Consider the following 20,290-nt stretch of genomic DNA (forward strand, 5'->3'; position numbering starts at 1 on the left):
CTTCTGGTATGGAAAATTCTACACCCTCTGGGAGGTGCGTTTCTATGTCTCGACGAGCGCTGACGGCGCACATCACCGCGTGGGTCGTGGCGCCGCTCTCCGTGTTGCTGCTCCACTGCGGAGGCGACGAGTCCACGGAGCCGGTGAAGAACACCACCGGCTCCGCGACGACATCCTCTGCCGCGACGGGCGGCGGCGGCGGAGCGGCCGGCGGCGGGGGCGACGGGGGCGACGGGGGCGACGGGGGCGACGGGGGCGACGGGGGCGACGGGGGCGGGGGCGACGGAGGCAGCGGCGCGCTCCCCGACCTCGATCCGACGCTCGAGTGGTACGGCGACAACCGGCAGCGGATCGACGCCATGATCGACGAGCACGGCGCCGTGAGCCCCGGCTACGACCCCGACCGGAAGCCGGTCGCCGTGTTCGACTGGGACAACACCGTCATCAAGAACGATGTCGGCGACGCGACGATGTTCTGGATGCTCCGGCACGACAAGATCCTCCAGCCGCCGGACGGGAACTGGGCGTGGACGAGCCCTTACCTCACGGCCGCCGCGGTCTCCTCGCTCGGCGAGGCGTGCGGCGCGGCCGCCGATCCGGGCGAGCCGCTGCCGACGAGCACCATGGCCGCCTGCGCCGACGAGATCCTCAGCATCTATGTCGACGGGGAGACCACCGGCGGCGACGCCGCCTTCGACGGTCACAACCGCCGCACCCTGGAGCCTGCGTACGCCTGGTTCGCCCAGCTCGGCGCGGGCCACGCGCCCGACGAGATCGCGGCGTTCGCCGCCTCGGCGATCGAGGAGAACCTGACGGCGGAGGAGGGGGCCGTCCAGACGATCGGGACGCGCGCGGGGCTGACCGCCTGGCTCCGGATCTACGAGCCGATCCGGGACCTGATCGACGTGCTGCGAAAGAACGGCTTCGACGTCTGGGTGGTGTCCGCCTCACCGCAGTTCGTGGTCGAGCCGTTCGCGGCGAGGGTGAACATCGCCGCGGACCGGATCATCGGCGTCCGGCAGGTGACGACCGAGGACGGCGCGCTGACGTACAACTTGCAGGGGTGCGGTCCGATCCCCGACGGCACCAACGACGGCGCCGGCGAGTTCTCGGGGAACAGCCTGATCACCTACATCGAGGGAAAGCGGTGCTGGATCAACCAGGTGATCTTCGGCGCGTCGGGCCCCGCCGCGCTCGAGAAGAACCCGGACGCATCGCAGCGCCAGGTCTTCGGGGCGGGCGACTCGGACACCGATCTGAGCTTCCTCCAGGACGCCACCGGCCTCAGGCTCGCGCTCAACCGCAACAAGAAAGAGCTGATGTGCAACGCGTACAGGAACTACGCGGGCACCTGGCTGATCAACCCGATGTTCATCGCGCCCAAGGGACACCTCGCCTCGGGTTACCCGTGCTCGACCACCGCCTGCGTGGACGAGGACGGCGCCGCGGTCCCGTGCCTCGATGAGGCCGGCGCGGTCATCCCCGACCAGGCCGACAACGTCTACTGATCTCGATCGCTCGCCGCCGCTCGGCACGGGGCGCCGGGCCGCCGCGCCGCGCGGCGGTCAGATGTGCTTCGGCGGGTTCAGCTTGTCGCTCGCCGACTTCCCCTGGACGAGCGCCTTGGCCTTCTCGTAGAGGATCCGGAGCCGCCCGCCCTCGGGCTCCCAGTACTCGGCGCGCTCCACGTACAGCTTCAGGATGGCGGCGTGCGGGTGATCGGGGCCGTCCGGCAGCCACGCCTTCCACGAGGGCTTCCAGAGGCTCCGGATCTTCTCCTCGTTCCTGTCGATCGTCGCGCGCGCCGAGATCGAGATGTACGCCCGATCCCGCGGCCGGTAGCAGCAGACCGCCACCTGGTGCTCGCGGACGATCTCGCCGGTCTTCGGCGTCTCGTCGTGCGTCACGAACCAGAGATCGCAGTCCAGCTGTTCGGCCGGCTCCTGGATCTCCATCGGCCGACCCCGCATCAGCCCCTCCGGGGTCATGGTGACGAGCATGGCCGTGTCGAACTCCCTGAGCATCGCGTGCAGCTCACCCATGGATCCGCGGGCCTGAGCCGTGGCTCCTGGCCCTCCGCCCTGGTGTTGCTCTCCGCTCTGGTGTTGCATGCGGAAAAGCTGCTCCGCGCGCGCTTCCCCGCCAAGCAAGGGCGCGCCCGGACCCGCCTGCGCCGCGGCCCGTCGGCGCTCCGGCGCGGCCCGAGGCGCAGCGCGCGACACGACGGTCCAGGCGGCTCCCTCCGCGAGGTTTTGCGCAGTCGGTTGCGCAATGCGACGCCTTGACGCGCGTCCGCTCGGCAGACGTGGCCCTGTCCTGCCGCGGGAGGTGCCGATCCGAGGACAGCCATGAGCGGCACGAGCCATGCTTTGCCGGGTCACGACTCCACCCCGCCAGCAGGCTCCGCCATGACCGCGTTTTGCGACGAACTCGACGACCGCGTCCCCGCCGTCCCGATCCGGGAAGACATCGCCCGGCTCCCTGAGGACTTCCTCGTGCTCGCCGCGCACGAGATCAGGACGCCTGTCACCTCGCTCCTCCTGCAGCTCCAGCTGACGAAGCGGATGAGCGAGCGGGAGCCGGAGAATACCCCGGCCTGGGCGGCGGCGATGCTGGCCGTCTTCGACCGTCAGCTCGGCCGGCTCGCCCGGCTGTGCGACGACATGTTCCAGGTCCGGCGCGTCGAGCCGGCCCAGCGCGCGTCGGCCCGCTCGCCGGTCGATCTCGTCGCCCTCGTCCGCGAGGTGGTGGCGGCGGCGGTCGCGCATCGGCCGGCCGCGCGCGGCGCCATCGCGGTCGCGGCCGAGGGCGCCGTCGTCGGCCGCTGGGAGCGATCCCAGATCGAGCGTATGGCGTTCCACCTGATCAAGAACGCGCTCACCTTCGGCGAGGGCAAGCCGATCGCGATCGAGGTGCGCGCGACGCGCGCGCGGGCGCGGCTCATCGTGCGCGATCACGGCATGGGGATCGCGCGGGAGGACCAGGAGCGGATCTTCGCGCGCTTCGAGCGGGCGGTCCCGGCGGAGCGCTTCGGCGGCCTGGGGCTCGGCCTCTACATCGCGCACGCCGCGGCGCGCGCGCACGGCGGCGCGATCCGCGTGGAGAGCGAGCTGGGTCGCGGCGCGGCGTTCATCGTCGATCTCCCCCTCGCGCCGCGGCCGCTGGGGCGCGAGCGCGCGGCGCGCGCGGGCCGCGCGCGCCCGCCGCGGCGCGGCCTCGCCCGCCGGTCGCCCGAGCTGCCCCTGAGCGCGCACCTCAAGCTGGCGCACGTCAAACACGCGCACCACCGGGCGCAGCGGCCGCACTAGGCCGGCCACGGTCGGCTCACCCGTCGAGGAAGCGGACGAGCAGGCGCAGCCCCGTCTCCTGGCTCTTCTCCGGGTGGAACTGCGTCGCGGTGACGTTGTCCCGCTCGATCGCCGCGGTGATCCGGTGCGGGCCGTGCTCCGTCGTCGCCGCGATGAGCGCCGGGTCGCGCGGGACGGCGTGGTAGCTGTGGACGAAGTAGACGAACGGGCTCTCGCCCGCGAACACGCCGAGCGGGCCCGCCACGTCGCGCGTGATCGCGATGCGGTTCCACCCCATGTGGGGGATCTTGATCCCGACCCACGGCTCGCCGGCCGTCGCCTCGGCGGCGCTCGGCTCCGGGATGAGGCGCTTGACCGTGCCGGGGAACACGCCGAGCCCCCGCGCGCCCTCCGCCTCCTCGCTCGAGTCGAAGAGCGCCTGCATGCCGAGGCAGATGCCGAGGTACGGCGTCCCCTTGCGGATCTGCTCGCGCAGCACCTCGCCGATGCCGTTCTGCAGCGCCGCCGCGCAGTCGCGGAAGGCGCCCTGGCCGGGCACCACCACCTTGTCGGCCCGCGCGATGACCTCCGGATCGCCCGTGCGCGTCACCGCGCACGGCGCGCCGGCGTCCCCGGCGGCCTGGAGCAGCGCGCGCTCCACCGAGCGCAGGTTGCCCATCCCGAAATCCACGAGAGCGATCGATTGCATGGGTCAGAGGCTCCCCTTGGTGGACGGGATGCCGGCGACGCGCGGCTCGATGCGGGTCGCCTTCATCAGCGCCTTGGCGAAGGATTTGAAGCAGATCTCGACGATGTGGTGCAGGTTGTCCCCCTCGAGGAGGCGGACGTGGAGGTTCGCGCCCACGCCGCGCGCGAAGCCCTCGAAGAACACGGGCGCGAGCTCGACGTCCCACGTGCCGAGCTTCGCCTTGGGCAGCGGCACGCGCCAGACGAAGTACGGCCTGCCGGAGAGGTCCAGCGCGCACTGCGCGAGCGCCTCGTCCATGGGGAGCGTCGCCTCGCCGTAGCGCGCGATGCCCGCCTTGTCGCCGAGCGCCTGCTGCACGGCCGCGCCCAGGGTGATGCCGCAGTCCTCGGTGGTGTGGTGGCCGTCGATCTCGACGTCGCCCTCGGCGTGGATGGTGAGGTCGAACAGGCCGTGGCGGGCGATCTGATCGAGCATGTGCGTGAGGAAGGGGAGGGGCGTCCTGATCGACGAGCGGCCCTGGCCGTCGAGATCGATCTCGATGCGGATGTCCGTCTCGCGCGTCTTGCGCTCGACTTTGGCGATGCGGGGCATGGCGCGTAGGGTAGTCGCCCCGGCCGGGGATGGGGAGCGCCACGGATGAGCCGGCCGCCCGGCTCGCCCCTCCTGGCCGGGCACAGGGTCGCCCGCGCGCGGCGTCCCAAGCACGGCGACCAAGGCGCCTCGACCGGGCGTGACCGGCCGAGGCGAGGTCTTGGATGCGAGCGCCGGATGGAATAAGGTGGCCCCCTGGATAACGTGTCGATGGTGGCGCCCTGAAGGCAGCCCCAAGGCAGGAGCGTCCGTGAGCGCACCGGTTGCCGAAGGTCAAATTCTGTCGGGGAAATACCGGGTTGAGCGCATCCTCGGGCAAGGCGGCATGGGCGTCGTCGTCGCCGCCTTGCACGAGCAGCTCCACCAGCGGGTCGCCATCAAGATGCTCCACCCCGGCGCGAACGCCGAGATGGTGGAGCGCTTCGTGCGCGAGGCGCGCGCGGCCGTGCGCCTGAAGAGCGAGCACGTCGCGCGCGTGCTCGACGTCGGGACGCTCGAGACCGGCGCGCCGTTCATGGTGATGGAGTACCTGGAGGGGAGCGACCTGCAGGAGACGCTGCGGCAGCGCGGCCCGCTCGAGCTGGAGGAGGCCGTGGGCTACGTGCTCGAGGCCTGCGAGGCCATCGCCGAGGCGCACGCGGCCGGCATCATTCACCGCGATCTCAAGCCGGCGAACCTCTTCCTCACGCGCGGGGCGGACGGCAGCGGCATGGTGAAGGTGCTCGACTTCGGCATCTCCAAGGCGCTCGCCGAGCCGTCCGCGGCCGGGACCGCGCCGGAGCTCGGGCTGACGAAGACGTCGATGGTCCTCGGCTCGCCGCTCTACATGGCGCCGGAGCAGATGCGCTCGGCGCGCACGGTGGACACGCGCGCGGACATCTGGTCGATGGGCGCCATCCTCTACCAGCTGCTCACGGCGCGGGTGCCCTTCGACGCGACGTCGCTGTCCGAGCTCATCATCATGATCAACACCGAGCCGCCGCCGCCGCCGAGCGCCTACCGGCCCGATCTGCCGCCGGGCCTGGAGGCGGCGATCCTGCGTTGCCTCGAGCGGGACGTCGCGAAGCGCTTCAAGTCCGTCGCCGAGCTCGCGGGCGCCATCGTCGATTTCGGCCCCCCGCTCGCGCTGGCGTCGCTGGAGCGGGTCGAGCGGACGCTGGGGCTCGTGCCCGCGGTCGCCTGGCGCGACCGGGCGAGCGCGGCGCGCGATCGGAGGAGCATTCCCCCGTGGCCGACGGCGCAGGACCGGATGAGCGGCGTGCCGGCAGGGACCGCGCAGGACCGGATGAGCGGCGTGCCGGCAGGGACCGCGCAGGACCGGATGAGCGGCGTGCCGGCGGCGACCGCGCAGGGGCGGTCCAGCGCGCCGCCCGCCGGCGCGACCGCGGGCGCCGCGGTCGGCCCCACGGCGGGCACGGCTCCGGGCTGGACGGCCGCGGGGCCCGCGCCTTCCGGCCGCAGGCGGACCGGCGTGGTGCTCGCGATCGCCGGGGTGGGCGTCGCGGTGGCGCTCGGCGGGGTCCTGCGCTTCTTCACGTTCCGCGGCAACGCGGCGGATCCGCCGGTCGAGCCGCGGGCCGCGACCACCTCGGCCGAGCCGCCGGCGGTCGCGACGACGGCCGTGCCGTCTCCGCCGGAAGTCACCGCCGTGACCGCGGTCACCAGCGCGCCGCCGCCGACCACCGCGGCGTTGCCGACGGCCTCGGCGTCCTCGTCGAGCTCCGCGACGCCGACCGTTACGACGGCGACCGCGAAGGCGCCCCCGTCGTCCACCGCCCCGGCGCCCCGGCCGAGGGTCCCCCCGGCGGCTTCGACCCCGGCCGTCGCGACGGCGGCGCCCTCGGCCGCGCCGCCCGCGGCCGCCACGTCGCAGGGGGACGGCAACCGCAGCGTCTTCGATGTGCTGAACGACAAAGGGAAGCCCAGATGATTTGGCCTGGAAGCGAACGGCTCTCGCTGCGGAGCCGCGCCAGCTTGCGCGTCTGCGCCGCGCTCGCGCTCGGCGGCGCCGCGCTGACGGGGCTCGCGCCGGCGGCGGCCCAGCCCGCGCCGCACGCGGCGAAGCCTGCGCCGACGACAGCCCAGCCCGCGCCGCCCGCGGCGAAGCCTGCACCGGCGGCGGCCCAGCCCGCACCGCCCGCCGGCGCCGCGGCCCCGCCCGCCGGCGCGCCTGCGGCGACCGCTCCTGCCCCCCAGGGGCCGCTGTCCGAGACCCTCGCGGGGGAGGCCAAGGCCGAGTACGAGGCCGCGCGCATCCTCTTCAACGACGGCGATTTCCGCAACGCCATCATCAAGTTCGAGCGCGCGTACGCGCTGTCCCGCGACCCGCGGCTGCTCTGGAACATCGCCCTCTGCCAGAAGAACCTGCAGCGCTACGCGCGCCTGCTCGGAACGGTCGAGAAGCTCCTCCAGGACGCGGGCCCGCAGCTCTCGGAGCAGGATCGCAAGGACGCCGCGGCGCTCATCGAGGCGACGAAGGCGTACGTGAGCCGCCTCGATCTCCAGGCCAGCGAGGCGGGCGCCACCGTCTTCGTCGACGGCGAGGAGGTCGGTCAGACCCCGCTGCGCGAGCCCGTCCTGCTCGACGTCGGCACCCGGAAGATCCGGGTGACCAAGAAGGGCTTCGAGGCCTTCGAGGTCTCGCAGCAGGTGCCGGGCGGCGGCGTGGTCACGGTCGCGGCCACGCTCGAGAAAGAGGTGCATCAAGGGCGGCTCATCGTCGCGGCGCCGCCGAACGCCGTCATCTCCATCGACGGCCGCGTGGTCGGCCGCGGCAGCTACGACGGCCCAGTGCCGAGCGGCGGCCACACGCTCCGCGTCACGGCGTCCGACATGGTGTCGCACCAGTCCGAGGTCATGATCTACGACAACCAGACGCGCCGCGTGCAGGTCGCGCTGGAGCCGGCGCCCAAGAAGAGCAACGTCGAGCAATGGCTCTGGATCGGCGGCGGTGTGGCGGTGCTGACGGGCGCGCTCCTGGTCGGCCTGGGCGTCTTCGCGTCGGAGCCGCCGGTCGACGGCAACCTGTCGCCCGGCTCGGTCGCCCTGTCCGCGCGGGGCGGCGCCTCGTTCGCGATTCCCTTCGGGGGCGGCCGATGAGCCGCGGCCGTCGGCTCGCGCTCGCGGTGCTCGCGGCGCTCGCGTGCGGAGGCTGCGGGGAGGTGGACGAGATCGTCGTCGCCATCTCGACGGATCTCGCCGTGCCGAAGGACTTCGATGTCCTTCAGGTCCAGGTCGACGGCAAGTTCAACTACGCTTACCGGCGGCTCGGCGCGTCCGACGCCGAGGCGAGATTCCCGGCGACGATCGGGTTCTTCTCCTCGGACGCCGGGGGTGAAGCCATCACGATCAAGGTCGCCGCCCGCACCAACGGCGAGGTCCAAGGCGATACCGGCCCGGTGCGCATCGTGCGCGAGGTGGTCACGAGGATCCCGAAGGATCGCGTCGCGTTGCTCACCGTACCGCTCGATTTTCTCTGCGACGGCTCGGGGAGGGGCGCGGGGATCGACGTCGAGAGCACGTGTGGCGATGGCATGACCTGCGTCGCGGGGGCGTGCGTGCCGAGCGAGATCGACTCGAGCACGCTGCCCGACTACTCGTCCAGGGACGTCTACGGCGGCGGGGACGGGGAGTGCTTCGACGTGACGGTCTGCTTCGCGGAGGCGACACCAGCGGAGGTCGACACGGCGGGTTGCACGATCGCGGGCGACGGCGTGGGCCCGCGGAACGTGGCGCTGGAGACAGCCGGTCGCGACGGCATCTGCGACGGCGACGAGGACGACGAGGACAGCCGCTGCCTGGTGGCGCTCAACGCCGACAGCGACAACGGCTTCCAGGTGGAGGCCGACGGGCGGATCCAGCTGCCGCCGAAGGTGTGCGAGCAGATGGCGCAAAAGAAGATCGCGGCCGTGCTGACGGCGCCCGCGACGGACTGCGCCCAGAAGGCCGCGGGGCTGCCGACGTGCGGGCCGTGGCTCGCGTCGGGGTCCAAGGAACCCTGACCGAGGGGCCCTCGCCGCGGGCATGGCGCCCGGCGCCGCGGGGATAGCGCCCAAGCGGCGTCGGCGCCGCGGGAGAGCGCTCGCCGCGGCGCGAGCCAGGACCCGGCCTCGCGCCGCGCACGCCGGGACCGCGCGCCACTCGGGCGGCCGCGCAGGCGCGCGGCGTCACGCGCGCCGTCGCCGCCACCTCACGAGGAGCGCGGCAGCGGCGAGCCAAGCCATCGCCGAGGTCGCCGACCCATCGCCGCGCACCGCGAGCCCGCAGCCGTTGCCGTGCGCCCGCGGATCCGCGCCCCCGGGCCGGGGAGCCGCGCCGCCGCCGTCCGCGCCGCCACCGCCGCCGTTGCCAGCGTCGCCGCCCGCGCCGGCATCGCCGCCTGCGCCGCCTGCGCCGCTGTCCCCGCCTGCGCCGCCGCTGCCAGCGTCGCCGCCCGCGCCGGCATCGCCGCCTGCGCCGCCGTTGCCGGCATCGTCGGGCACGCAGCCGCCGGCCACGCAGGTGCCGCCGGGGCAGCGGGCGCCCTCGTTCGGGACCAGCGTGCACTCGCCGTACCTCGGGTGGCACCGCGCGGCGGTGCAGACGTTCCCGGAGGGCGCGCACTCGACCGGCGCGCCGCCCCTGCAGACGCCGCCGTCGCACGCGTCGGCCAGCGTGCAGGGATCGCCGTCGTCGCAGGGCGTGCCGTCGGGCTTCGGGGGCGCGTCGCAGGCGCACGCGTCGCCCACGCCGTCGCTGTTCGCGTCCTCCTGCCCGCGGTTCGGCAGGAGCGGGCAGTTGTCGGCGCCGTCGGGCGCGCCGTCGTTGTCGTCGTCGTCGTCGCACCGGTCGCCCTGGCCATCGCCGTCGGTGTCGCTCTGGCTCGGGTTCGACAGGAACAGGCAGTTGTCGGCGCCGTCGGGCGCGCCGTCGTTGTCGTCGTCGTCGTCGCACGCATCCCCGTCGCCGTCGCGGTCGATGTCGGACTGGTCGGCGTTGGAGGTGGAGGGGCAATTGTCCGAGCCGTCCTCCACGCCGTCGTTGTCCCTGTCGAGCGCGCCCGCGTCGCAGGCATCGCCCAGCCCGTCGCCGTCGGCGTCGGTCTGCTCGGGGTTGGGGACGAGGGGGCAGTTGTCGGCCTCGTCGCTCGACGCGTCATTGTCGTCGTCGTCGTCGCAGGCGTCGCCCAGCCCGTCGTCGTCGGTGTCGAGCTGCTCGGGGTTGGGGGCGAGGGGGCAGTTGTCGACCCCGTCGCTCGACGCGTCGTTGTCGTCGTCGCCGTCGCAGGCGTCGCCCAGCCCGTCGCCGTCGGTGTCGAGCTGCTCGGGGTTGGGGACCAAGGGGCAGTTGTCGGCCTCGTCGTTCGACGCGTCGTCGTCGTCGTCGCCATCGCAGGCGTCGCCCAGCCCGTCGCCGTCGGTGTCGAGCTGCTCGGGGTTGGGGACCAGGGGGCAGTTGTCGGCCTCGTCGTTCGACGCGTCGTCGTCGTCGTCGCCGTCGCAGGCGTCGCCCAGCCCGTCGCTGTCGTGATTCGCCTGGTCGGGGTTGGGGACCAGGGGGCAGTTGTCGGCCTCATCGCTCGACGCGTCGTTGTCGTCGTCGCCGTCGCAGGCGTCGCCCAGCCCGTCACCGTCGAAGTCGATCTGCTCGGGGTTCGGCACCGACGGGCAGTTGTCGTCGGCGTCGCCCGCCCCGTCGCCGTCGGCGTCGTCGCCGAGGTCCCAGTTGACGACGCCGGCTCGCTCGGCCGCCGTCAGCCCCAGCAGCGCAGCCGCCGGGAGGGCGTCGAGGGTGACCGCGCTCGCGTGCGCGTCGGCCTGGCTCGCGTGCTGCCCGCCGAAGTGCATGAGGACCCGCGTCCCGCCGGCCGGCACCGACAGCGCGAACTCGACAACGGGCCCCTGCGTCGCCGCGCAGTCGTCGGTGACCATCCCGACGCTCCCCGGCACCACCGCCGCCGAAGGCCCGTAGAAGTTGAAGTGGAGGCTCGGATCCCCGCCCGCATCGAGGTCGTCCGTGGCGAGCCACCGGTCCGCGGGCGTGAACTCCAGGTCGCCGGTGTGAGACTGCGTGATGACGGTGCTGTTGTCGGAGCCGACGTTCGTCTCGATCCGCACGACCGCGGGCAGCGCGGCGGCCGTCGGGTTGTGGACGATCTCCAGGAAGCGCGCCCAGCCCTCTTCGGTGGGCACGTACACCTTCCGGGTGACCTCGAGGCTGCCGAGGAGCGTCGGCCCGTGGACGAGCTGCCGCCCGTCCATCTCCGCCGCCCGGGCCGAGGACGGGAACCTCACCCCGTCCACCCGCAGCAGCATGCCGGTGTCGTAGGCGTCGATGCTCCCGTTGTTGATCACCCCGTCCATCCCGACGTCCCACAGGAAGGCGCGGCCATCCACGAGCTGCTCGAAGGGCGGCGCGGCGCCGCACTGCGCCGCCGCGCTCCGCGGCGCCGCCGCGAGCGCCAGCGCGACGCCGAGCCCCGTGGCCATGACGGTTCGCTTCATGCTCTCTCTCTTCTGCTCCCCGGGTCCGCGTCTCACGGCCCGATCGCGCGTCGACGCGGCGGCGCTGCGCGGCCGCCGCCCGCGGGCTACTTCTTCTCCAGGACCACGAGCTCGATCCGCCGGTTCTTCTCCCGGCCGGCCGCGCTCTTGTTGTCCGCGATCGGCTGGCTCGCCCCGTACCCCTTGGCGACCAGCCGCTCGGCCTCGACCCCCTTCTCGACGAGCCACTTGCGCACCGCCTCGGCGCGCGCCGTCGAGAGCGTCTCGTTGAACTTGGCGTTGCCGGCGCCGTCCGTGTGCGCGCCGACCTCGATCTTCACCCACTCCGGGTGCTGCGCGATCACGTCGCGCACCTCGGCGAGCACCGCCTCGCTCTTCGGATCGATCGGCGCCGGGTCGCTCTTCAGCACGCGGAACGCGACGGGCTCCAGCAGCACGACCCGCTCGCCCTGCACCCGCACCCGCGTCGGGCAGCCGCGCGCGGCCGCGTCCTCGCTCGCCGGGCCCTTCTCGCGCGGGCACGCATCGACGTCGTCGAGCAGGCCATCGCCGTCCTGATCCGCGGGCGGGCTCGGCGCCGCGGCGGGGCAGCCCGGGCGCGTCGCGCCGCCCGCCGCGTCGCCCTTCTCCGCGGGGCACGCGTCGAGCGCGTCGGGCAGGCCGTCGCCGTCCTGATCCGCGGGGCAGCCGCGCCGCGCCGGATCGCCGCCCCCGCCGCCCGCGGCCGCGTCGGGGCACGCGTCGTCCGGATCGGCGACGCCGTCCTCGTCCCGGTCCTCCACGGGGCAGCCGTTCCGCCGCGCGTCCGCGCTGGCCGGCCCGTACGCGTACGGGCACGCGTCCGCCGCGCCGGAGACGCCGTCCGCGTCCGGGTCCGGGTCCGCCGCCCGCTCGGGCGGCCCCGCGGGCGGAGCCCACGCCACGGTCCCGATCGCGCGGAACGACGGCGCGCCGATCGCGTCCCCGAGGCCCGGACCGGCGGCCGCCCCGATGACGAGGCCCGCGAGCGGGCGGAGCCGGGCGCCGAGCAGGAGCTCGCCGCTCGTCGTCCGATCCACGGCGACCCGCTCGCGATCCGTGAGCGACAGCGAGCCGCCCTGCAGCATCGTCTCGGCGTACACCTCCGGGCCGATCTGCAGCCGCTCGTCCCAGAGCAGCACGGCCGCGCCGCCGCCGTACGTGAGCGTCGACGGGTTCTCGGAGCTCCGCATCACCGCGCCGCCCGCGACGCTCCACACGAAGCGCGCGACCCGCCCGCCCAGCAGGAGCTGCGGCGTCACGCGCACCGCGCCCTCGCCGACATACGCGTCCGAGCTGCCCGTCGGCAGGTGCAGGGCCGCGCCCGTGCCGATCTGGAACGCGCCGCGATCGTCGCCGAGCAGCCGGACGCGCACGCCGACGCGCAGGTCGCCGAGCGCCGGGGACGACGGCGCCTCGGGCGCGCCGGCGCCGGCCGCGGCCGCGGGGCCGTCGCCGCTCTGGGCGAGCGCGATCGGCAGGGAGGCCGACACGAGCAGCCGATCCCAGAGCGAGAGCGAGCCGCCGACGTGGAGGTGCGACTGGCTGCCGACGATCACCCGCTCGGACGAGACGCCGTCCGAGAGCGTGAGCAGATCCTCGGCGTGATCGAACAGGACGAGCCCCCGCGGGACGAGGTGCCCGCCGATGAGCGGCGACGGCACGCCGAAGAGCGGGTCGCCCGCGGGGGTCGGCTCGAACCGGCTCAGGGCGACGGCGCCGGGCCCCTCCGCGCGCGCCAGCGGTGCGCCCAGGGCGATGCCGAGGAGGGCGCCCGCGAGCGCCGCGCCCACCGTGATGAGGCCTCTCATGAGCGGCGGATGGTATCCTCGCGAGCGCAGGCGGAGCAAAGGCGATTTGTCCGCGGCGATTCCATGTTGCTCGCCGGGCGCGCGCATCGGTTAGCATCACGCTGATCGGAGCGCGGCCTGCGAGGGCCGCCTCCGCCAGCAAGGAGCATCGATGCGAGGGAAGCATCTGGGCCATTGGGGGTGCGTCGTCGTGGCCGCGCTCGGGGTGGGGCTCGCGGCGGGCGGTGCGGCGGCCCAGCCCGCGCCGGCCGCGCCCGCCCCGACCGCGCCGGCCGCGCCCGCGCCGGCCGCGGAGAAGCCGCTCGCGGAGTCGCTGACCGGGATGGCCAGGGCCGAGCACGGGGCGGGCGACGCGCTGTTCGCCGACGGCGACTACGCGGGCGCGCTCGCGCGGTTCGAGCGCGCCTACGAGCTGTCGCGCGATCACCGCCTGCTCTGGAAGGTCGCGCTCTGCCAGAAGAACCTGCGGCGCTACGCCAAGATGCTCGCGACGCTGCGCCGGATGGAGGCCGAGGCGGGCGCCGCGCTGTCGCCCCGCGACAGGCGGGACATCGCCGACCTGATCCAGGCCGCCGGAGCGTTCGTGTCCCGCCTCGAGATCACGGCGAGCGAGCCGGGGGCCACGGTCTTCGTGGACGACGAGCCGGTCGGGACGACGCCGCTCGCCGAGCCGGTGCCGATCGACATCGGCGACCGCCGCATCCGCGTCTCGAAGCCCGGCTTCGTCGATGTCGTCCGCCGGGAGACGGTGGTCGGCGGCGGCACCCTCGCCCTCGTGGCGCGGCTCGACCGGTCGGTGCACCGCGGGCGGCTCGCGATCGCCGCGGGCGGGGACGATCTCATCGCGATCGACGGCAAGGTGGTGGGCAAGGGCCGCTGGGAGGGCTCGGTGGCGAGCGGGACCCACGCGCTGCGCGTGACGGCGCCCGGGATGACGCCGCACGAGGTCGAGGTCCTGGTCCGCGACGAGGAGCTCCGCCGCATCGACGTCTCGCTGGAGCGCGCTCCGGAGGGGGGCGGCGCGCGCAAGTGGCTCTGGATCGGCGGCGGCGCGGCGATCTTCGCCGGCGCGCTCGTCGCGGGGGCGCTGCTGTTCGAGCCGGGGACGCCGGCGGAGCGCGGCAGCCTCGGCACGGTCCCGCTCGGCTTTGGAGGGAGGCGTTGATGCGCGCGAAGCGGACGGGCTCGAGGTCGATGGCGGCGGTGTTCCTCGCGATCGCGGGGGCGGCGGGGGCCGCGTCCTGCAGCGGGGAGAGGGGGCAGCTCATGGTCGTCTTCCAGACGGACATGTCGCTGCCGAAGGACGTCGACACGATCCGGATCGAGGCCACGCTCGAGGGGTCCATCGTCTACGACGAGACGTTCGAGCGGCTCGGGAGCGAGGACTCGATCCGCCTGCCGGCCACGCTCGGCTTCCTCACCCCCGACGATCCTTCGCAGGCGCTCCGGGTGCGCGTCATCGCGAGCCGCGGCGGCAAGGAGGGGGTGCGCGTGCTGCGCGAGGTGCTCACGACGGTGCCCGAGGGCCGCACCGCGACGCTCCACATGCCCATCCAGTTCCTGTGCGACGGATCGGCCGACGTCGAGCGCGACGCGCAGGGCAACGTGCTGCGCGACGCGCAGGGCAACGTGCTCGTCAAGAACAGCTGCCCCGAGGGCGAGAGCTGCGTCGCCGGCGAGTGCAAGCCGCGCGAGATCGACTCGCGCTCCCTGCCCGAGTTCGAGGTCCAGGCCGTGTTCGGCGGCGGCGGCGAGAGCGACGGGCTCTGCTTCGACACCGTCCGGTGCTTCTCCTCGGCCGTGTCGGCGCAGATCGATCGGGCGAGGTACGAGGCGAACCCCGAGGACTGCGTCGCGACCGCGCCGAGCGGCGAGGTGAACGTCGCGCTCCTCACGCAGGGCGGCGGCATCTGCGGCGAGAGCGCGTGCTACGTCCCGCTCGACGCCGAGAGCGACGCGGGCTTCCGGGTGGAGGAGGGCAACGTCCTCCGGCTCCCCCCCGCGGTGTGCAAGCGGGCGCAGGACGGCAAGGTCGCGGGGCTCGCGATCGCGATCGCGGGCGAGGACGCGGGCCAGAGCGCGGGCCAGAGCGCGGGGACGTGCCGCACGAAGGGCACGGACCTGCCGACGTGCGGCCCGTGGTCGGCGCTGGCCGGCGGCCAGTACACGGGGCCCGACGCGGCGGCGCCCATCCCGGTCGCGGTCGCGCAGGTCCACCCGGTGTCGCTGCGGGTGACCGCGGGCGGCGTGGCGTGGATCTCCGGCACCACCTTCGACGAGGCCGGCATGGCCCGGGACGACGGGGAGCTGAAGACCGCCCCGCAGGGCGGCGGCGAGCCGCTGGTCCTCGGCGCGGCGCAGGCCTCGCCGCGGGACCTCGTGGTCGACGAGGCGCGGCAGGTCGTCTTCTGGACGAACGCGGCGGACGGCACGCTGAGGGCGGCCCCGCTCGCGGGGGGGGAGGCGCGCGTGCTGCTCGCGGATCTCAAGCAGCCCGAGGGGCTCTCGCTCTCGGGCGACGCGCTCGCCTGGACCGAGCTCTGGGGGGGCGGCGTCTTCAGGGCGACGCTGAGCGGCGAAGGCGCCGAGGTCGCGCTCGGCACGCCGGAGGATCTCGCGCAGCCCGGCTCGGCGTTCGCGTCCCCGTACCGCGTGGCCAGCGCGGGGGACGTCGTGTGCTGGACCTACCAGGGCACGCTGGGCAGGGCCGACGGCGCGGTGGCGTGTCGCGTGCGCGGCGAGACGCTGACGGTCGCCGCCGAGCAGCTCACCCCGCGGGAGCTCGCGCTCGACGTGGACGCTCAGGGGAACGCGGCGGCGGTCTACTGGGCGAGCTTCGAGGGCGGCAGCGTCTTCCGGGCCGACCTGAGCGGGGAGGCCGTGGGCGAGCCCGAGGAGATCGCCTCGGATCAGGGCCAGCTGAACGGCATCGCGGTCGACGCGGAGCACGTCTACTGGACGCGCCGCGACGAGGGGACGGTCGTGCGCATGCCGAAGGACGGCGGGGAGCCGGAGGCGCTCGCCTCGCAGCAAACGCGGCCCGGCGACGTCGCGGTGGACGAGACGACGGTCTACTGGATCAACGAGGGCTCGCCGGATCTGGAGGACGGCACGCCGGTGAAGGACGGGGCCGTCCTGAAGCTCGCGAAGTGATGGGGGGCGGCCGGGGCCCCGCGCGGCGCGGGGGCCGCTGCGGGCTCGCCCCGCGCGCCGCCTGCGCGCTCGGCGCCGCGTGTGCTATGGCCCGACCCGTGAAGCGCACGGCCCTCCTCCTGTTCACCCTCGCGCTCCCCGCGTGCGGATCGAGCTACGCCCAGCAGGGCCCGAGCGACACGCTCCGGGCCTACGCGCAGGCGCTCCAGGAGGGGCGCGTCGACGCCGCCTACCGGCTGCTCTCGGACGAGGCCAAGCGGTCGATGTCGCTCGAGGCCTTCCGGCGCGCGGTCCGGGACAACCCGGACGACGCGCTCGAGATCGCCCGGGCCATCGCGCGGCCCGCGGCCGATCCGGTGGTGACCGCGACGGTCACCATGCCGAACGGCGAGGAGCTCCTGCTCGTCTTCGAGGGGGGCCGCTGGCGGCTCGACGCGGCGGCGGTCGATCTCTACGGCCAGGCGACGCCCCGGCAGGCGCTCGTGGGGTTCCTGAGGGCGTTCGAGCGGAGGCGCTACGACATCATCATGCGCTACGTTCCCGACGCCGAGAAGGAGGGCCTCGTGGAGCCGGCGGGCGGTGCGGCCGGCGAGGCGGCCACGCTCGGCGAGGCGGGCGCCCCGCGCGCCGAGGGCACGGCACAGCCCGCTGCGCCCGACGGCGCGGCGGGGAGCGCGGGCGCTGACGCAGCGCAGAAGCCGGGCGGTCGGCCCGGGACGGCGCGGGGTGGGGCGGGCGCGGCGCAGCTCACCCCCGAGAAGCTCAAGGCCGCCTGGGAGGGGCCGCAGAAGGAGCAGATCAACCGGGTCGTCCAGGCGATCAAGGCGGCCCTGCCGACCGCGACCATCGAGGAGACCGGGGACAGCGCCTCGATGGCGTACGGCGCTGGCGGCACGGTCGCCTTCACGCGCGAGCACGGGGTCTGGAAGATCAAGGACTTCTAGCGGCGCGCCCGCTCATGGCTTCGAGAAGAGCGCTGTACTAGGGTTGTCGGCATGCCGACCGGCGATCCTCCTTCGCGAACGCCCCCCTCGCCCGACGCCGACAGCGTCCCGATCCTCCCGCTCCGCAACTCGGTCCTGTTCCCCATGTCGGTCGTGCCGATCAACGTCGGCCGGCCGCGGAGCGTGCGCCTCGTCGAGGATCTCCTCGGCCGCGAGCGCGCGCTGGTCGGCGTGATCAGCCAGCGGTCGCCGGACGTGGACGAGCCGACGTTCAAGGAGCTCTACTCCGTCGGGACCATCGCGCGCGTCGTGAAGGTGATCCGGCTCGGCCCGAACAACTACTCGGTCGTGCTGAACGGGCTCGGCCGCTTCCGCGTCAAGGCGGCGTTCTCGCTCGAGCCGTACATGCGCGCGCGGATCGAGCGCATCCCGGAGTCGCTCGTGCGCGACGTGGAGCTCGAGGCGCTCGGCGCGGGCCTGCGCGAGGCGACGCGCGAGGTGCTCGGCCTCATGCCGAACCTGCCGCGCGACACCGCCGGCATCCTCGACAACGTGCGCGAGCCCGGCGCGCTCGCGGATCTCATCGCCTCGAACTTCCCGCAGGCGCAGGCCTCGGTCGGCGACAAGCAGGAGATCCTCGAGGCGTTCGACGTGAAGGCGCGCGTCCGCCTCGTGCTCGCGATGGTCGGCCGGCAGCTCGAGGTGCTGCGGGTCAAGAAGGAGATCTCCTCGATGGTGCAGGAGGAGATGGGCAAGTCGCAGCGCGAGTACATCCTCCGGCAGCAGATGAAGTCGATCAAGGAGGAGCTCGGCGAGGGCGGCGACGACGACGAGATCGAGGAGCTCCGCGAGCGCATCCGCCGCGCCAAGGTGCCGGCGGAGGTCGACAAGGTCGTGCGCAAGCAGCTCAGCCGGCTGCGCTCGATGGCGCAGCAGTCGGCCGAGTTCAACGTGACCAAGACCTACCTCGAGTGGATCGCGGATCTGCCGTGGTCCAAGACGACGGTGGACAAGCTCAGCGTCGAGAGCGTGCGGCGCTGCCTCGACGAGGATCACCTCGGGCTGGAGAAGGTGAAGAAGCGGATCGTCGAGTACTCGGCGATCCGGCAGCTCCGCTCGGACAAGAAGGGGCCGATCCTGCTCTTCATCGGGCCGCCGGGCGTCGGCAAGACGTCGCTCGGCAAGTCGATCGCGCGCAGCATGGGCCGGCGCTACGAGCGCATCGCGCTCGGCGGCGTGCGCGACGAGGCGGAGATCCGCGGGCACCGGCGCACGTACGTCGGCGCGCTGCCCGGGCGCATCCTGCAGGCGCTCAAGAAGGCGGGGACGAAGAACCCGGTGCTGGTGCTCGACGAGGTCGACAAGATGGGCGTCGACCTGCGCGGCGATCCGGCGGCGGCGCTCCTCGAGGTGCTCGATCCCGAGCAGAACTCGACCTTCCAGGATCACTACCTCGACCTGCCGTTCGATCTGTCGCAGGTGATGTTCCTCGCGACGGCGAACAACTGGGACGGCATCCCGGGGCCGCTCGTGGACCGCATGGAGGTCATCGAGGTGCCCGGCTACACGCGGACCGACAAGCTCGGGATCGCGCGGGAGTTCCTGGTGCCGAAGCAGCTGTCGGCGCACGGGCTGACGGACGAGCGGCTGGAGTTCACGGAGCCGGGGATCGCGGCGGTCGTCGACCACTACACGCGCGAGGCGGGGGTCCGCGGCCTGGAGCGGCAGATCGCGGCGGTGTGCCGCGCCACGGCGGTGAAGGTGGCCGAGGGCCACGACGTGCGCGAGGTGGCGACGCCCGAGCACGTGGAGCAGGTGCTCGGCCCGCACAAGCACCGGCCCGAGCTCGCGGAGCGGACGCTCCAGCCCGGGGTGGCGACCGGCCTCGCGTGGACGCCGGCGGGCGGCGAGATCCTCTTCATCGAGGCGACGAAGATGCCGGGCAAGGGCAACGTGGTGCTCACCGGCAACATGCGGAACGTGATGCAGGAGTCGGCGAGCACGGCGGTGAGCTTCGTGCGCAGCAAGGCCGATCGGCTGCACCTCGATCCGGAGTGGCTGAAGGAGATCGATCTGCACGTGCACATCCCGCAGCACGGCACGCCGAAGGACGGGCCGAGCGCCGGGGTGACGATGTTCGCCGCGGTGGCGTCGCTGTTGCTCGGCGCGCCGGTGCGCAGCGACGTCGCGATGACGGGGGAGATCTCGCTGCGCGGGCGGGTGATGCCGGTCGGCGGCATCAAGGAGAAGCTCCTGGCGGCGCACCGGGCCGGCATCCGGCACGTGCTCATCCCGGCGAAGAACCGGCGGGATCTCGAGGATGTGCCGCAGGACGTGAAGGACCAGGTCAAGATCACGATGGTGTCGTCGATGGAGGAGATCCTGCCGCTCGTGCTGGAGCCGCCGCGGCGCGCGTCGACGCAGAGCGCGTCGGCGGACGAGCTCGAGGAGCAGGCGGGGGCGTAAGCTGCAGGCCCGTGGCGGGCGGGATACTCGACCTATGCGGATCGCGGTGGTCTCGGGCGGGAATCGGGGAATCGGGCTCGAGATCTGCCGGCAGCTCGCGCGCCGCGGGGTCCACGTCGTGCTCGGGAGCAGGGACGAGGGCCGCGGGAACGCGGCGGCGGCCGCGCTCAAGGAGCAGGGGATCTCCGTGGAGCCGCGGCGCCTCGACGTTTCGGAGGAACGGAGCGTCGAGGAGCTCGCGCGCGCGCTCGCGGCCGAGCACGGCGGGGTCGACATCGTCGTCAACAACGCGGGCATCGCGATGCAGGGCTTCAACGCCGAGGTCGCGCGCAACACCATCGAGGTCAATTTCTTCGGGGCGCTCCGGCTGACCACCGAGCTCCTCCCGCTGATGCGGGCGGAGGGGCGGATCGTCATGGTGACCAGCGGGCTCGGCGATCGACGCAGCGTCTCCGAGGCGCTCCAGGCGCAATTCGGGAAGGCAGCGCTGACGCGCGAGGAGCTCGTCCAGCTCATGCGCAAGTTCGTCAGCGACGTGAGCGCGGGGAGGCACACGGCAGAGGGGTGGCCGTCGTCGGCCTACGCGGTGTCGAAGATCGGGCTCAACGCGCTCACGGGCGTCCTCGCGAGGGAGCTCGAGGGCGACGGGCGCAAGATCCTCTGCAATGCGGCGTGCCCAGGCTGGGTGCGCACGGACATGGGCGGCGCGCACGCGCCGAGGTCCGTGGAAGAAGGGGCCGAGACACCGGTGTGGCTCGCGCTGCTGCCGAGCGGCGGCCCGCAAGGGGGCGTGTTCCGCGACAAGGCCCCCGCGCACTGGTGAGCCGCG

General features: G+C 73.8%; 15 protein-coding genes. 10 read left to right on the forward strand and 5 right to left on the reverse strand.

All coding sequences use genetic code 11. The features are described 5' to 3' along the window. Positions 1-44: 44 nt before the first annotated feature. Complete coding sequence (locus tag WMF26_RS17185) at positions 45-1,508, forward strand: HAD family hydrolase (RefSeq protein ID WP_438001209.1); 1,464 nt, start codon at positions 45-47, stop codon at positions 1,506-1,508. A gap of 57 nt (positions 1,509-1,565) precedes the next feature. On the opposite strand, the gene WMF26_RS17190 is transcribed toward WMF26_RS17185, so the two are convergent. Continuing rightward, a complete protein-coding gene (locus tag WMF26_RS17190; RefSeq protein WP_061625613.1) occupies positions 1,566-2,042 on the reverse strand; it encodes a pyridoxamine 5'-phosphate oxidase family protein in 477 nt (158 codons plus the stop codon). A 366-nt stretch (positions 2,043-2,408) separates the two neighbouring features. Here WMF26_RS17190 and WMF26_RS17195 point away from each other — a divergent pair, with 366 nt between their 5' ends. Beyond that, the gene (locus WMF26_RS17195; protein ID WP_437338100.1) at positions 2,409-3,308 is read left to right on the forward strand and encodes a sensor histidine kinase; all 900 of its coding nucleotides are present in this window, start codon (positions 2,409-2,411) and stop codon (positions 3,306-3,308) included. A gap of 16 nt (positions 3,309-3,324) precedes the next feature. Here the strand turns inward: WMF26_RS17195 and hisH are convergent, their stop codons facing one another. Both hisH and hisB read right to left on the reverse strand, forming a co-directional pair. After that, a complete protein-coding gene (gene hisH, locus WMF26_RS17200) occupies positions 3,325-3,996 on the reverse strand; it encodes an imidazole glycerol phosphate synthase subunit HisH (protein ID WP_438001210.1) in 672 nt (223 codons plus the stop codon). Between the two features lie 3 nt (positions 3,997-3,999). Beyond that, positions 4,000-4,587: an imidazoleglycerol-phosphate dehydratase HisB gene (hisB, locus tag WMF26_RS17205; RefSeq protein ID WP_020735415.1), complete on the reverse strand. Its 588-nt coding sequence runs from the start codon at positions 4,585-4,587 to the stop codon at positions 4,000-4,002. Between the two features lie 250 nt (positions 4,588-4,837). On the opposite strand from hisB, the gene WMF26_RS17210 reads away from it, so the two are divergent. From WMF26_RS17210 to WMF26_RS17220, 3 genes are read left to right on the forward strand one after another with little or no spacing between them, the layout of a single operon-like run. Further along, positions 4,838-6,517, forward strand: coding sequence for a serine/threonine-protein kinase (locus WMF26_RS17210; protein WP_438001211.1), 1,680 nt, complete (start codon positions 4,838-4,840; stop codon positions 6,515-6,517). Then, complete coding sequence (locus WMF26_RS17215) at positions 6,514-7,686, forward strand: PEGA domain-containing protein (protein WP_438001212.1); 1,173 nt, start codon at positions 6,514-6,516, stop codon at positions 7,684-7,686. Before WMF26_RS17210 ends, WMF26_RS17215 begins: the two co-directional genes overlap by 4 nt. After that, positions 7,683-8,588, forward strand: coding sequence for a hypothetical protein (locus tag WMF26_RS17220; RefSeq protein ID WP_438001213.1), 906 nt, complete (start codon positions 7,683-7,685; stop codon positions 8,586-8,588). The genes WMF26_RS17215 and WMF26_RS17220 overlap by 4 nt, the downstream gene beginning before the upstream one ends. A 165-nt stretch (positions 8,589-8,753) precedes the next feature. On the opposite strand, the gene WMF26_RS17225 is transcribed toward WMF26_RS17220, so the two are convergent. Both WMF26_RS17225 and WMF26_RS17230 read right to left on the reverse strand, forming a co-directional pair. Beyond that, on the reverse strand, positions 8,754-11,069 hold the full coding sequence (locus WMF26_RS17225) for a thrombospondin type 3 repeat-containing protein (protein WP_438001214.1): 2,316 nt from the start codon (positions 11,067-11,069) through the stop codon (positions 8,754-8,756). Positions 11,070-11,155: 86 nt separating this feature from the next. After that, on the reverse strand, positions 11,156-12,898 hold the full coding sequence (locus WMF26_RS17230) for an OmpA family protein (protein ID WP_438001215.1): 1,743 nt from the start codon (positions 12,896-12,898) through the stop codon (positions 11,156-11,158). Positions 12,899-13,049: 151 nt separating this feature from the next. On the opposite strand from WMF26_RS17230, the gene WMF26_RS17235 reads away from it, so the two are divergent. The 5 genes from WMF26_RS17235 to WMF26_RS17255 all read left to right on the forward strand — a co-directional run bounded on the left by WMF26_RS17235 (position 13,050) and on the right by WMF26_RS17255 (position 20,284). Then, a complete protein-coding gene (locus WMF26_RS17235; RefSeq protein ID WP_438001216.1) occupies positions 13,050-14,063 on the forward strand; it encodes a PEGA domain-containing protein in 1,014 nt (337 codons plus the stop codon). Further along, entirely contained in the window at positions 14,063-16,051 is a 1,989-nt protein-coding gene (locus WMF26_RS17240; protein WP_438001217.1) for a hypothetical protein, read from the forward strand. Before WMF26_RS17235 ends, WMF26_RS17240 begins: the two co-directional genes overlap by 1 nt. 98 nt (positions 16,052-16,149) lie before the next feature. Next, positions 16,150-16,995: a hypothetical protein gene (locus WMF26_RS17245; RefSeq protein WP_148313651.1), complete on the forward strand. Its 846-nt coding sequence runs from the start codon at positions 16,150-16,152 to the stop codon at positions 16,993-16,995. A gap of 51 nt (positions 16,996-17,046) precedes the next feature. Further along, complete coding sequence (lon, locus tag WMF26_RS17250) at positions 17,047-19,461, forward strand: endopeptidase La (protein WP_020735422.1); 2,415 nt, start codon at positions 17,047-17,049, stop codon at positions 19,459-19,461. A 34-nt stretch (positions 19,462-19,495) separates the two neighbouring features. Then, on the forward strand, positions 19,496-20,284 hold the full coding sequence (locus tag WMF26_RS17255) for an SDR family oxidoreductase (RefSeq protein WP_437947244.1): 789 nt from the start codon (positions 19,496-19,498) through the stop codon (positions 20,282-20,284). The last annotated feature ends 6 nt before the right edge of the window (positions 20,285-20,290 follow it).

It is taken from the genome of Sorangium sp. So ce185, assembly GCF_051526825.1.
Taxonomy (GTDB): Bacteria; Myxococcota_A; Polyangia; order Polyangiales; family Polyangiaceae; genus Sorangium; species Sorangium cellulosum_D.

What these genes read in the sequence shown, in the direction of transcription:
- hisH (WP_438001210.1), bottom strand. Translation starts at nt 3,996, where the DNA reads ATGCAATCGATCGCTCTCGTGGATTTCGGGATGGGCAACCTGCGCTCG.
- WMF26_RS17215 (WP_438001212.1), top strand. Translation starts at nt 6,514, where the DNA reads ATGATTTGGCCTGGAAGCGAACGGCTCTCGCTGCGGAGCCGCGCCAGC.
- WMF26_RS17230 (WP_438001215.1), bottom strand. Translation starts at nt 12,898, where the DNA reads ATGAGAGGCCTCATCACGGTGGGCGCGGCGCTCGCGGGCGCCCTCCTC.
- lon (WP_020735422.1), top strand. Translation starts at nt 17,047, where the DNA reads ATGCCGACCGGCGATCCTCCTTCGCGAACGCCCCCCTCGCCCGACGCC.
- WMF26_RS17235 (WP_438001216.1), top strand. Translation starts at nt 13,050, where the DNA reads ATGCGAGGGAAGCATCTGGGCCATTGGGGGTGCGTCGTCGTGGCCGCG.
- WMF26_RS17220 (WP_438001213.1), top strand. Translation starts at nt 7,683, where the DNA reads ATGAGCCGCGGCCGTCGGCTCGCGCTCGCGGTGCTCGCGGCGCTCGCG.
- WMF26_RS17190 (WP_061625613.1), bottom strand. Translation starts at nt 2,042, where the DNA reads ATGGGTGAGCTGCACGCGATGCTCAGGGAGTTCGACACGGCCATGCTC.
- WMF26_RS17195 (WP_437338100.1), top strand. Translation starts at nt 2,409, where the DNA reads ATGACCGCGTTTTGCGACGAACTCGACGACCGCGTCCCCGCCGTCCCG.
- WMF26_RS17240 (WP_438001217.1), top strand. Translation starts at nt 14,063, where the DNA reads ATGCGCGCGAAGCGGACGGGCTCGAGGTCGATGGCGGCGGTGTTCCTC.
- hisB (WP_020735415.1), bottom strand. Translation starts at nt 4,587, where the DNA reads ATGCCCCGCATCGCCAAAGTCGAGCGCAAGACGCGCGAGACGGACATC.
- WMF26_RS17225 (WP_438001214.1), bottom strand. Translation starts at nt 11,069, where the DNA reads ATGAAGCGAACCGTCATGGCCACGGGGCTCGGCGTCGCGCTGGCGCTC.
- WMF26_RS17185 (WP_438001209.1), top strand. Translation starts at nt 45, where the DNA reads ATGTCTCGACGAGCGCTGACGGCGCACATCACCGCGTGGGTCGTGGCG.
- WMF26_RS17255 (WP_437947244.1), top strand. Translation starts at nt 19,496, where the DNA reads ATGCGGATCGCGGTGGTCTCGGGCGGGAATCGGGGAATCGGGCTCGAG.